The sequence below is a fragment of the uncultured Maribacter sp. genome, from assembly GCF_963977385.1.
Lineage (GTDB): Bacteria > Bacteroidota > Bacteroidia > Flavobacteriales > Flavobacteriaceae > Maribacter.
In genome coordinates, this window is sequence record NZ_CAXBOU010000001.1 from 33937 (window position 1) to 46522 (window position 12586).

Here is a 12586-nt window from a genome sequence, read left to right on the forward strand (position 1 = left end):
GTTAATAACTAGCGTGTGATGTAAATTCGCGTATAAAATTAACAACTAATGAGCGGATTTTTTAAATCTTCGATTGGTAGAAAGTATGCAATGGCTCTTTCTGCTTTCTTTTTAATGTTTTTTCTACTTCAGCATTTTGCAATTAATATTTTATCGGTTTTCAGTCCAGATGCGTTCAATGAAACTTCGCATTTTATGGGTACTTTTTGGGCCGTACAATACCTATTGCAACCTGTTTTAATTTTTGGAGTTATTTATCACTTCGTGATGGGTTTCATTCTTGAAATTAAAAATAGAAATGCTAGAGCAGTGAACTACGCTAAAAACAATGGTTCAGCTAATTCTAGCTGGATGAGTAGAAACATGATTTACAGCGGATTGGCAATTTTGGCCTTTTTAGTGCTGCATTTTATTGATTTCTGGTTACCAGAAATCAATACCAAATATATTCAAGGCGATATGTCTGGATTGTTGGGAGATGGTGAAGGTTTTCGCTACTACGAAGAATTGACACATAAATTTGTGAACCCGATTAGAGTAGCAGCTTATGTACTAGCCTTTGTGTTTTTATCATTACACCTTATGCACGGATTTAGTTCTGCTTTTCAGTCAGCTGGCGTATCCTCTATGAGAAAGAAAAAGCTTCAAACTTTTGGTAAGGCATATGCTATTATAATTCCATTAGGTTTTATTTTCATCGCCATTTATCATCATTTTAATCATTAATACCTTTTACTTATGTCTGTATTAGACTCAAAAGTACCTAAAGGTCCATTGAAAACGAAGTGGACCGATTATAAGAACCATATTGATTTGGTTAACCCTGCCAATAAACGAAACATTGACGTTATCGTAGTTGGAACAGGATTAGCAGGTGGTTCAGCTGCGGCTACCTTGGCAGAATTGGGATATAACGTTAAAACGTTTTGTTACCAAGATTCTCCAAGAAGAGCGCACTCCATTGCAGCACAAGGTGGTATCAATGCTGCTAAAAACTATCAAGGTGATGGTGACTCTACCTATCGTTTATTTTACGATACGGTAAAAGGTGGTGATTACCGCTCTAGAGAAGCTAACGTATATAGATTAGCAGAAGTTTCTTCAAATATAATTGACCAATGTGTTGCCCAAGGTGTACCATTTGCACGTGATTATGGCGGCCTATTAGATAATCGTTCATTCGGTGGTGTATTAGTTTCTCGTACTTTTTACGCAAAAGGACAAACAGGACAACAACTTTTACTAGGCGCATATTCAGCAATGAACAGACAAATTGCACGTGGTAAAATTACCCCGTACAATCGTCATGAAATGTTAGACGTTGTTAAAGTAAATGGTCAAGCAAGAGGAATCATCGCACGAGACCTGGTAACAGGTGAAATTGAGCGTCATTCTGCCCATGCTGTCGTTATTGCTTCTGGTGGATACGGAAATGTTTATTTCCTATCAACTAATGCAATGGGCTCTAACGCAACTGCAGCTTGGAAAATTCACAAAAAAGGAGCGTTTTTCGCAAACCCTTGTTATACTCAAATTCACCCAACGTGTATTCCACGTTCAGGTGATTATCAGTCTAAACTTACGTTGATGTCTGAGTCGTTACGTAATGATGGCCGTATTTGGGTTCCTAAGAATATGGACGATGTAATGGCAATTCGTGAAGGAAAGAAAAAGCCGACCGATCTGTCTGAAGATGAAAGAGATTATTACTTAGAACGTCGTTATCCAGCGTTTGGTAACTTAGTTCCACGTGATGTAGCTTCAAGAGCTGCTAAAGAGCGTTGTGATGCTGGTTACGGAGTAAATGCAACTGGTGAAGCTGTGTATTTAGATTTTGCATCTGCAATACAACGCTATGGTGTCGAGCAAGCAAAAATTCATAATATTGAAAATGCCTCAGCTGCAAAACTATACGAATTAGGTGCCGCCATCGTAAAAGCTAAATACGGAAACCTTTTTCAAATGTACGAGAAAATCGTAGATCAAGATCCATACAAAACCCCAATGATGATTTATCCTGCGGTACATTATACAATGGGTGGTGTCTGGGTCGATTATAATTTAATGACCACTGTTGAAGGTTTATACTGTATTGGTGAAGCAAACTTCTCTGATCACGGTGCAAACAGACTAGGAGCATCTGCTTTAATGCAAGGTTTAGCGGATGGATACTTCGTATTGCCTTACACAATTGGTGATTACTTATCTCATGAAATTAGAACAGGAAAAATTCCAACTAACACTCCTGAGTTCGATGAAGCTGAAAAATCTGTAACTGATAAAATTGATTTCTTTATTACCAATAAGGGTTCACACTCTGTTGATTATTACCATAAAAAATTAGGTAAAATCATGTGGGACAAATGTGGTATGTCTCGTAATGCAGAAGGTTTAAAAGAAGCTATTGTAGAGATTAAAGCTTTACGTGAAGATTTCTATAAGAATGTAAGTGTTCCTGGAACTGCGAACGAACTAAATGCTGAGCTTGAAAAAGCTGGTCGTGTAGCTGACTTTTTAGAATTGGGAGAGTTATTTGCAAAGGATGCACTTGAAAGAGATGAATCTTGTGGAGGACATTTTAGAGAAGAGTCTGTTGAACTTGACGGCGAACAAAAAGGAGAAGCAAAACGTAATGATAAAGATTTTGCTTTTGTTTCTGCTTGGGAATACAAAGGGGAACCTAGTGATGCCGTTTTACATAAAGAGCAACTAGAGTTCAACGAAATCGAATTAAAACAAAGAAGTTATAAATAAATAGTATTGAGCTATTACACATGATTTACATCATTCAATAATACTCATTACTCAATACTTAAAATATGAATCTGACATTAAAAATTTGGAGACAACAAAATGCCCAATCTAAGGGTAAAATGGTCGATTATAAAGTGACAGAGATATCTGAACACATGTCTTTCCTAGAAATGATGGATGTTCTAAACGAGCAATTAATTAACAAAGGTGAAGAACCAGTGGCTTTTGACCATGATTGTCGTGAAGGAATTTGTGGCATGTGCTCTATGTTTATAAACGGTGAAGCTCATGGCCCAGATAGAGGTGTTACGACTTGTCAATTGCATATGCGTATGTTCAAAGACGGCGATACTATTACTATTGAACCATTTAGAGCAAAAGCTTTTCCTGTACTAAAAGATTTAGTAGTTGACAGAAGTTCTTTTGATCGTATACAGCATGCTGGTGGTTATATTTCTGTGAATACCTCAGGTAATACTCAAGATGCTAATAATATCCCTATTTCTAAACATGCTGCTGATGAAGCGATGGATTCTGCAACATGTATTGGTTGTGGTGCTTGTGTAGCGAGCTGTAAAAACGCTTCTGCTATGCTGTTTGTAGGTGCGAAAGTATCTCAATACGCATTATTACCACAAGGCCAAATTGAAGCTGTAGACCGTGTTCAAAATATGGTTGCTCAAATGGATTTGGAAGGATTTGGAAATTGCACAAACACTGGTGCTTGTGAAGTTGAATGTCCGAAAGGAATTTCATTAGAAAATATCGCAAGAATGAACCGCGAATTTTTAAGCGCTAACGTTAAAGGTTAAATTCCATTTATAATAAATATTGAAAATCCCATGCTGTAAGGCTTGGGATTTTTTATTTTTAATACATGTCCGAAGATTACAAAGTAAAACGAATAAAAGTACCGCGTTTTAATGAAGAGTCCGGTTTTTATACCACACCACAACGCTCTAAAATAATGAGCAAAATACGAGGTAAAAATACCAAACCAGAATTAGCCTTTCGTAAAGCTTTATATGCGGAAGGTTATCGTTATCGAATTGATTATAAAAAGTTAATCGGCAAGCCAGATATAGCGCTTCCAAAGTATAAAACCGTCATATTTATAGATGGTGAATATTGGCATGGAAAAAATTGGAAAGAACGAAAACCTAAAGTAAAAACCAACAGAGTATTTTGGATAGCTAAAATTGAAAGAAATATTCAAAGAGATAAAGAAGTAAATACTGAGTTAACAAGAAAAGGATTTACCGTCTTTAGGTTTTGGGAAACGGAAATTAAAAAGAATTTAGATACTTGTCTACAACAAACCATTACCCACCTAAATACTGTGCAAATGAGCACAAAATGAAATTTTTAAAGTTCATTTAATAAATTTTTAACCCTTGACAGCCCTTATTTAATAGGCCTTTAACGAAATTAGGTTTCTATGATATGTAATTTAGTTTCAAACAAAATTATTAACCCTAAAAACTAAATATATGAAGAGGATAGCAATATTAGCTACTAATGGATTTGAAGAAAGTGAATTAAAATCCCCAAAAGAAGCCATGGAAAAAGAAGGCTTTAATGTAGAGATAGTAAGTTTGAAAAAAGGAGATATAAAAAGCTGGGCAGATGGTAATTGGTCTAATAATTATAAAGTTGATAAGACTTTGGATGAAGTAAAAGCCGAGGAATACAATGCCTTAGTATTACCAGGCGGAGTCATTAATCCAGATTTGTTAAGAAGAGAAGAGTCTGCACTCAATTTCGTTCGAGATTTCTTTAAAATGAAAAAACCAGTAGCAGCAATTTGCCATGCACCGTGGACATTAATTAGTGCAGGTGTAGTAAAAGGAAGAAAAATGACATCTTTTAAATCTATAAAAGATGACTTAATAAATGCAGGAGCAAATTGGGTAGATGAAGAAGTCGTAGTAGACCAAGGGCTTGTAACCAGTAGAAATCCAGATGATTTACCAGCATTCAATTCCAAATTAATTGAGGAGATCAAAGAAGGAAAACATGAAATGCAGCATGCATAATTTACACTTGAATTAGTACATTAAAAAAGCCCAACCTTTCGGATGGGCTTTTTTAATGTCCATTCTCAAAATTCTTACATTTACTATTATGGACTATACCCAACTAACTATAAAATCAAAACTACCAGATATAAAAACAACAATTTTTACAACCGTTGGTAATCTTGCAAGAGAACACAATGCCATAGACTTGTCACAGGGCTTTCCCAATTTTGAAGCTGACCGAGAGCTTTTATCCTTGGTTACAAAAGCAATGCATGAAGGTCATAACCAATATGCACCTATGCCCGGTTATTATGGTCTACGAGAAGTTATTTCCGAAAAAATAGAATCGCTGCATAACCATCATTATAATCCAGAAAGTGAAATTACAATTACAGTTGGAGCTACTCAAGCAATTTTTACGGCTATTACAGCCTTTATTGGCTTAGGCGATGAGGTAATTGTTATAAAACCAGCGTATGATTGTTACGAGCCCGCTATCATCTTAAATGGAGGCAACCCAGTACTTATTCAATTAGATACACCAGATTATAAAGTTGATTGGGAAGTATTTAAAACGAAGATAACCCCTAAAACGAAGATGGTTATTATTAATACACCTCATAACCCAAGTGGAACAATTTTATCGAAAAAAGATATGGAAAAGCTTCAAGACATTCTTAAGCCTACAAATATCATTTTATTAAGTGATGAAGTATATGAACATATCATCTTTGATTCTCAAACGCACCATAGCGCATCACAATTTAAAGATTTGGCAGAACGAAGTTTTGTTTGTGCATCTTTCGGAAAAACATTTCACGTTACCGGATGGAAAATGGGTTATTGTGCAGCGCCAGCAGCTTTAATGGCAGAATTTAGAAAAGTGCATCAGTTTGCAGTTTTTTGTGCAGACCATCCCGTACAACGGGCATTAGCTTCATATTTAAAAAATGCCTCTCATTATCTAGATTTGAACAATTTTTACCAAAAAAAGCGAGATTTATTTTTACAAGGAATAAAATCATCCAAATTTACTTTCAAACCATCACAAGGCACTTATTTTCAATTACTAGATTATACTGCCTTATCAAATGAAGATGATGAAATTATAGGCAAACGCTTAATAACAGAGCACAAAATTGCATCCATACCCATATCTTCTTTTAATCTAAATAATAGAAATGATTATAAGCTACGATTCTGCTTTGCCAAAAAGCAGGAAACTTTAGAAAAAGCGATTGAAATTCTTTGCAGATTATAATTTAATCTTATTAAAAAGCCGCATTTACTTTCGTCATAAATTCGCCAATTTTACTTGGCTCTAACCAACGAGTAACAACGACTACATCATTTTCTTTATCAATTACTATAAAATTACCACCAAAGCCAGCGGCATAGAAAATATTTTCAGAAAGTCCTTCCCAATGGCGGTCTCCTTTTTTATTCAACCACCACATATATCCGTAATTAGGGTTTGGTATGGAAGGTGTAGTGGCTTTTTTAATCCATGATTCTGAAATAATCTGGCTATCCTGCCATTTTCCGTTATTTAAGAAAAGTAATCCAAAACGAGCCATATCTTCTGCATTAATGAACATTCCGGCACCAGAGTGTCCTCCACCTGTAACCGACTTCATTTGTAACCCATCAATTTCTGTCCATGAATTGTCATAACCAAACCAACGCCAAGAAGATGAAGCGCCTATTTTATCCATTATTTTCTCTTTAAGAACCATTGGCATAGGTTTCCGCCACACATGAGTAAGTGAATATGCCAAAACATTTACGCGAATGTCATTATATTCCATAACTGTACCAGGTTCCTTTGGCTCAGCGAACTTCCAATCGTCTATATCACCTTTATTTGGTGGTCTATCGGCCCAATCTTTACCACCCCATAATTCACCAGACCATGCAGAATTTTGTTGTAATAAGTGCTCCCATGTAATTTTTGAATTATGTTTTCCATCGAAAGTCCCATCCCATATATAATTTCCGACAATATCATTGGTGTTAGAAATAACTCCTTCATCTTCGGCTAGGCCCGCCATCGTGCTCAAAAAACTTTTGGTTACACTGAAGGTCATATCTACTCTTTTGGTATCACCCCATTGTGCAACCACATATCCGTTTTTAAGAATCATACCTGCCGGACCACCTCTTTTCTTTGTGGGACCTAAAATCTGATGAAACGGTTCCTTTTCAAAGCCTTTCAAAATTGCAATTCTTAAATCTCGAGAACCAGAATATTCATTCGCCTCTGCAAAAGTGATTGCATTATTTAATTGAGTTTCTTTGATTTTAAAAGATTGAGGAGATTTTTGCTCCCATTCGGCATTTGCTTTTGGAAAGTAATAATCTTGTGCATTAACGTTCAATAAACCTATAAATATAAATAGGATAAAATATTTTAATTTCATGGATCGTTGTTTGAGATTACAAGGTACTTAAATCGAAACGCATTAACCAATCAGTTTGTTCATCGTTTCCAATAAAATATGGGTGTGTCCCAAACTTTTTAAATGCGTTGCGCTGGTAGAATTTAATAGCACGTTGGTTATGTTCCCATACACCCAACCAAAGTGAGTTTTTCTTACGCTGTAATGCAATATGTTTAATTTGATTTAGAATTTCTTCCCCTAGGCGCTTACCTTGATAACTCGCTATCACATAAATACGTTCAAGCTCTATACTATCTACTAATTTACCATCTGTTTGAGCGTTACCTTCGTTTAATTTAAAATAGGCTACCAAGGTTTGCTCATGATAAACAAAGTAAAAATGGCTTTCTGTATTTTGTAATTCTATCGCCAAAGTATCATTAGAAAATGCCCTATCTATATAATTTTTAAAATCTAAAGGGTCATTATCATTTTCAAAAGCTTCAACAAAAGTTTTTCTTGAAATTAGCATTAATTGACTGAGGTCATTAAACGAGCAAGGCTTATAAGAAAGTTCCATACCGCTAAAATAAAAAAAGGAGCAAATTTCTTTGCTCCTGATGGGGGAAATAATATAAAAAAGGTTGATTTGGTATGTTAACCGTTTTTAACACTACTGTTTAATAGCAATGCTATTGATAGTGGGCATTTTTCAATTGCGAACTTTTTACTATTGTTTTTGGGCGAATATTTTACCTTCTGTTCTCATCAGTAGCATACCGTCTTCCGTTTCTTTCATTTCAATAAACTCGTCTGGGAAATCAGTACCTGGATAACTGACTATATAAATATTGTCATTAACGCTCCATTTAAAATCTGTCAAATAAACTACTTCACCGTTTTTGTAACCGTGAAAACGGCCTAGATAGACGTCATTAAATATCCACTCTTCATTATCTATGACCATTTTATTGGTATTAGTAGCGGTTTTCACCGTATGTTTCCAAATTCCAATGATTGGGTCATGATTCTCTTCAATTTTTGAACATGAGGTAACCAGTACCAATAATAACAGACATTTTAATAAGCACTTCATTTTAGGTTAAGTTTTTAAAGCGATTTGGGAAACACTTTTTATTACACTTCAAATATATGTAGTCTTTTTCTTACAATTTAATATTTGTGGTAAAACATAATATACTTGTTGTGTATTACGTAATGTTGTTCATTAAAACACCTTAATTAAATCGTAATTGTAAATAATAAACTTTGTAAAAGGTTAATTTCAAAAGAAAATATCTCAAAAAAAAGCAAAAAAAAAGAGCGACTTATAAAGTCGCTCTTTTTAATCGTCTAAAAGTTATTTATAACATAAACAACTTTTTAGTAAGTCTTAAAAATCCGCTGAAAAAATCATTACGATACACTTGAACTTTTTCTTCAGCTGCAATGTGGTTAAATTGAGAATTCATTTCGGTTAAGTAATTAATAGTTATTGGGTAATAATACATCCTAAAGATATGCACATACCTCTTAATTTATAAAATAATTGTTGTGTAGTCTATTCTAGATGTTGTGAAAAAAAGAAATATTCATTTCATCGATAAAATGAAATTCTTTAAATATTCATTTCAGGTATTTCACCATTTACAATTAAAGCACCTTCAGTAGCTTCAATAATCTCATTTACCGTTACCCCTGGAGCCCTTTCTATTAACAAAAAGCCTTTGTCGGTAACTTCTAGCACCGCCAAATTTGTTACGATTTTTTTAACACAACCAACACCAGTTAATGGCAAACTGCATTTCTTTAACAGTTTTGACTCACCTGCCCTATTTGTATGCATCATTGCAACGATTATATTTTCGGCAGAAGCAACAAGATCCATTGCACCACCCATACCTTTAACCATTTTGCCTGGTATTTTCCAATTGGCAATATCGCCGTTCTCAGCAACCTCCATGGCGCCCAATATGGTAAGGTCTACATGTTTACCCCTTATCATTGCAAAACTAGTTGCAGAATCAAAATATGAAGCCCCTGGTAATGCCGTAATAGTCTGTTTGCCAGCATTGATTAAATCTGCATCTTCTTCTCCATCGAAAGGAAAAGGTCCCATTCCTAGAATTCCATTTTCACTTTGAAATTCAACATTAATATCATCGCGTACATAATTTGCTACCAAAGTTGGAATACCGATTCCAAGGTTTACATAATAGCCATCTTCCACTTCTTGTGCAATTCTTTTTGCAATTCCGTTTTTGTCTAACATGTTCTTATTTTTGACGTACCGTTCTTTGTTCTATTCTCTTCTCGTAATCTTTTCCTTGAAAAATTCGTTGCACGAAAATTCCTGGAACATGTATTTGATTAGGGTCTAATTCTCCTTCAGGCACCAATTCTTCGACCTCAGCTACGGTAATTTTAGCGGCACCACACATACATGGATTAAAATTACGCGCGGTACCTTTAAATATTAAATTACCGGCTGCATCTCCTTTCCATGCTTTTACAAATGCATAATCTGCCTGGAAAGCTTCTTCTAAAATATACATCTTACCATTAAATTCCCTTACTTCTTTTCCTTCAGCTACTTCTGTTCCATAGCCTGCAGGAGTAAAAAAAGCAGGAAAACCAGCTTGTGCTGCTCTACATTTTTCGGCAAGTGTACCCTGCGGTGTCAATTCTACCTCTAATTCGCCACTAAGCATTTGCCGCTCAAATTCATCATTCTCCCCAACATATGAAGACACCATTTTTTTAATTTGATGTTTCTGCAACAATAATCCCAAGCCAAAATCATCTACCCCCGCATTATTAGAAATACAAGTAATATCATTCACCCCTAATCTTACTAATTCGCTTATGGCATTCTCAGGTATGCCACAAAGACCGAACCCTCCTAGCATAAAAGTCATTCCATCCTTTACTCCGACTAATGCATCCGTTACGCTTGCTACTGTTTTACGTATCATTTTTTATTAAATTATCTTGTTACTAAAATACCGATTATAAATGGGATTAAATAAAAAAAGGTCTTGGTATAAACCAAGACCTTTTTTTATTTATTAAAATTTTAAACTAAAAATCTAAATCATCTAAATCATCTTCGATATCACTGTCTTTCTTAATACCGGCCGCGAATTTATCACAATCTATTTCGATAGACATGTTTTCTGGTTTTTCAAAATCTTCTTTTGAAATACCTAATTCTTCATCAGCATAATTCTTTGTCATATAAAGCCCCCAAATAGGCAATGCCATAGAAGCACCTTGACCATAGATAATACTTTTAAAATGGATTGATCTATCTTCACCACCAACCCAAACGCCAGTAACTAAATTAGGTACCATACCCATAAACCAACCATCACTATTATTTTGGGTTGTACCTGTCTTTCCAGCAATTGGATTAGTTAACGCATAAGGATATCCAGTAATAATTTCATCATATTCCTTTCTCCATTTATTAGCGCCAGTAGTACGTAATCGCGTACCTGAACCACCTTGTGTTACCCCTTTCATTAAATCGACCATGGCATAAGACACATCTTTACTCAATACATCTTTTGTCTCAGGTACATACTCGTAAAGAACCGTACCGTCTTTATTTTCAATTCGCGTAACCATAACAGGTTTTACATAAACACCTTGGTTGGCAAACGTACCATAGGCACCTACCATTTCATAAACACTAAATTCGGGAGTACCTAAAGCAATTGCGGGTACCTCTAAAATTTCACGATCAAGTCCCAAGTTCTTCACCATATTAACCACTGATTTTGGTCCGACCTCATCTATCAACTGTGCGGTTACCGAATTAACCGAATTCGCTAAAGCCCTTTTTAACGTATAACTGTTTCCTGAATATTTACCATTAGAATTCTTAGGACACCATGGCTCTAAATTACCATGTTTGCCCGCTTCTATACAGTATTGTGTATCTGGACGTGTTTCACAAGGTGACAAGCGTAATTGATCAATGGCAGCTGCATAAACAAATGGTTTAAAAGTAGACCCAGCTTGCCTAGCTCCTTGTATAACGTTATCGTATTGAAAATGCCTATAATTTATACCACCAACCCATGCTTTCACATGACCTGTTTGTGGCTCCATAGACATCATTGCCGTTCTTAAAAATGCTTTATAATAACGAATGGAATCCATTGGCGTAAGAATAGTATCCTTTTCTTTAATTGGGCTTTTCCAATCAAATACCGTCATTTCAGTCTTTTTAGTAAAAGATTCCCGTATTTCTTTTTCAGATTTACCGGCATCTTTCATAATTCGCCATCTCTCTGAAGTTTTCATAGCACGCTCCATAATACCATTGGTCTCTTCTGGAGTAATATCTAAAAATGGTGCAGTTGGGTTTCTATCTGGAGTATTCTGATGAAAAAATTCAGCCTGCAACTTCGTCATATGTTCATTGACAGATTCCTCAGCATTGGCCTGCATTTTTGAATCTATAGTCGTGTAAATCTTTAATCCGTCTAAATACAAATTATAACGATCCGACTCATCACCAATGGCTGGCTTCGGATTTTTATTAATCCAATCCTTCATAAAGCGATGTAAATACATTCTAAAATAGGTAGCCAAACCAACACTATGACTTTCTGGATTATAGTTAATATCCATTTTCATGGATTGAAGGGAATCTTTTTCCACTTCTGTGATGTAGTCATATTTCGCCATTTGCCCCAACACAACATTTCTTTTGTTAAGTGTAAGTTCTTCTCGTCTTAATGGGTTGAATAATGAAGAATTCTGCAACATACCAATTAACATAGCAGATTCTTCGACTTTTAAATCTTTAGGTTCTTTGCCAAAATAAATGCGGGCAGCAGAACGTATACCATCAGCATTATTTCCAAAATCATAAATATTTAAATACATACTTATAATCTCTTCTTTGGTATAACTACGCTCTAATCGAATGGCCAATACCCACTCCTTTATTTTTTGTTTTATAGCATCGAACTTACTTCTAGAACGAACACCAACAAATAATTGCCTCGCCAATTGTTGCGATATGGTACTTGCGCCACCTTTACTACCCAAATAAGCAAATGCCCTTAAAGTTCCTCTAGCATCAATGCCAGAATGATCCATAAAACGAATGTCTTCGCTTGCGATAAGCGTATTCACCAAATTTTCAGGTAAATCTTCGAATTTTACGTCGGTCCGGTTATCATCCAAATAGAATTTACCCAACAGTTTACCATCTGAGGAAATAATCTGAGATGCTAAATTAGTCTGTGGATTCTCTAAATATTCATAAGGAGGTAATTCTCCGAACAAACCCCAAGAGGCCGATAAAAATATCAAAGCCACTACGGCAATACCTGACAAGAATAATATCCAAAACCATTTAATGAATTTGGAGAAATTGTTGGTTGTACTCTTCTTTTCCGCTTTTGCCATAAT

At 35.3% G+C, this 12586-nt stretch carries 12 protein-coding genes; 6 read left to right on the forward strand and 6 right to left on the reverse strand.

All coding sequences use genetic code 11. The features are described from left to right. The first annotated feature begins 48 nt into the window (after positions 1 to 48). The 6 genes from AAC084_RS00170 (at position 49) to AAC084_RS00195 (ending at position 6036) form a co-directional block, all read left to right on the forward strand. Positions 49 to 726, forward strand: coding sequence for a succinate dehydrogenase cytochrome b subunit (locus tag AAC084_RS00170; protein ID WP_339835291.1), 678 nt, complete (start codon positions 49 to 51; stop codon positions 724 to 726). A gap of 12 nt (positions 727 to 738) precedes the next feature. Next, positions 739 to 2754 (forward strand): fumarate reductase/succinate dehydrogenase flavoprotein subunit, encoded by a 2016-nt coding sequence (locus AAC084_RS00175; protein WP_339835294.1) that lies wholly within the window; start codon positions 739 to 741, stop codon positions 2752 to 2754. A gap of 65 nt (positions 2755 to 2819) precedes the next feature. Beyond that, positions 2820 to 3566, forward strand: coding sequence for a succinate dehydrogenase/fumarate reductase iron-sulfur subunit (locus AAC084_RS00180; protein ID WP_339835296.1), 747 nt, complete (start codon positions 2820 to 2822; stop codon positions 3564 to 3566). Positions 3567 to 3631: 65 nt separating this feature from the next. Beyond that, complete coding sequence (locus AAC084_RS00185) at positions 3632 to 4114, forward strand: very short patch repair endonuclease (protein WP_339835298.1); 483 nt, start codon at positions 3632 to 3634, stop codon at positions 4112 to 4114. A gap of 130 nt (positions 4115 to 4244) precedes the next feature. Then, positions 4245 to 4790 (forward strand): type 1 glutamine amidotransferase domain-containing protein, encoded by a 546-nt coding sequence (locus tag AAC084_RS00190; RefSeq protein WP_339835300.1) that lies wholly within the window; start codon positions 4245 to 4247, stop codon positions 4788 to 4790. 88 nt (positions 4791 to 4878) lie between these two features. After that, entirely contained in the window at positions 4879 to 6036 is a 1158-nt protein-coding gene (locus AAC084_RS00195; RefSeq protein ID WP_339835303.1) for a methionine aminotransferase, read from the forward strand. Between the two features lie 10 nt (positions 6037 to 6046). Here the strand turns inward: AAC084_RS00195 and AAC084_RS00200 are convergent, their stop codons facing one another. From AAC084_RS00200 to AAC084_RS00225, 6 genes are all read right to left on the reverse strand, one after another. Next, a complete protein-coding gene (locus AAC084_RS00200; RefSeq protein ID WP_339835305.1) occupies positions 6047 to 7195 on the reverse strand; it encodes a serine hydrolase in 1149 nt (382 codons plus the stop codon). 16 nt (positions 7196 to 7211) lie between these two features. Continuing rightward, a complete protein-coding gene (locus AAC084_RS00205; protein WP_339835308.1) occupies positions 7212 to 7736 on the reverse strand; it encodes a GNAT family N-acetyltransferase in 525 nt (174 codons plus the stop codon). A 150-nt stretch (positions 7737 to 7886) separates the two neighbouring features. Continuing rightward, the gene (locus AAC084_RS00210; protein WP_339835310.1) at positions 7887 to 8252 is read right to left on the reverse strand and encodes a hypothetical protein; all 366 of its coding nucleotides are present in this window, start codon (positions 8250 to 8252) and stop codon (positions 7887 to 7889) included. 522 nt (positions 8253 to 8774) lie between these two features. Next, the gene (locus AAC084_RS00215) at positions 8775 to 9428 is read right to left on the reverse strand and encodes a CoA transferase subunit B (RefSeq protein WP_339835313.1); all 654 of its coding nucleotides are present in this window, start codon (positions 9426 to 9428) and stop codon (positions 8775 to 8777) included. 4 nt (positions 9429 to 9432) lie between these two features. Next, entirely contained in the window at positions 9433 to 10131 is a 699-nt protein-coding gene (locus AAC084_RS00220) for a CoA transferase subunit A (RefSeq protein ID WP_339835316.1), read from the reverse strand. A gap of 106 nt (positions 10132 to 10237) precedes the next feature. Continuing rightward, a complete protein-coding gene (locus tag AAC084_RS00225; RefSeq protein ID WP_339835318.1) occupies positions 10238 to 12583 on the reverse strand; it encodes a transglycosylase domain-containing protein in 2346 nt (781 codons plus the stop codon). Between the last annotated feature and the right edge of the window lie 3 nt (positions 12584 to 12586).

What these genes read in the sequence shown, in the direction of transcription:
- AAC084_RS00225 (WP_339835318.1), bottom strand. Translation starts at nt 12,583, where the DNA reads ATGGCAAAAGCGGAAAAGAAGAGTACAACCAACAATTTCTCCAAATTC.
- AAC084_RS00190 (WP_339835300.1), top strand. Translation starts at nt 4,245, where the DNA reads ATGAAGAGGATAGCAATATTAGCTACTAATGGATTTGAAGAAAGTGAA.
- AAC084_RS00200 (WP_339835305.1), bottom strand. Translation starts at nt 7,195, where the DNA reads ATGAAATTAAAATATTTTATCCTATTTATATTTATAGGTTTATTGAAC.
- AAC084_RS00210 (WP_339835310.1), bottom strand. Translation starts at nt 8,252, where the DNA reads ATGAAGTGCTTATTAAAATGTCTGTTATTATTGGTACTGGTTACCTCA.
- AAC084_RS00215 (WP_339835313.1), bottom strand. Translation starts at nt 9,428, where the DNA reads ATGTTAGACAAAAACGGAATTGCAAAAAGAATTGCACAAGAAGTGGAA.
- AAC084_RS00180 (WP_339835296.1), top strand. Translation starts at nt 2,820, where the DNA reads ATGAATCTGACATTAAAAATTTGGAGACAACAAAATGCCCAATCTAAG.
- AAC084_RS00185 (WP_339835298.1), top strand. Translation starts at nt 3,632, where the DNA reads ATGTCCGAAGATTACAAAGTAAAACGAATAAAAGTACCGCGTTTTAAT.
- AAC084_RS00195 (WP_339835303.1), top strand. Translation starts at nt 4,879, where the DNA reads ATGGACTATACCCAACTAACTATAAAATCAAAACTACCAGATATAAAA.
- AAC084_RS00220 (WP_339835316.1), bottom strand. Translation starts at nt 10,131, where the DNA reads ATGATACGTAAAACAGTAGCAAGCGTAACGGATGCATTAGTCGGAGTA.
- AAC084_RS00175 (WP_339835294.1), top strand. Translation starts at nt 739, where the DNA reads ATGTCTGTATTAGACTCAAAAGTACCTAAAGGTCCATTGAAAACGAAG.
- AAC084_RS00205 (WP_339835308.1), bottom strand. Translation starts at nt 7,736, where the DNA reads ATGGAACTTTCTTATAAGCCTTGCTCGTTTAATGACCTCAGTCAATTA.
- AAC084_RS00170 (WP_339835291.1), top strand. Translation starts at nt 49, where the DNA reads ATGAGCGGATTTTTTAAATCTTCGATTGGTAGAAAGTATGCAATGGCT.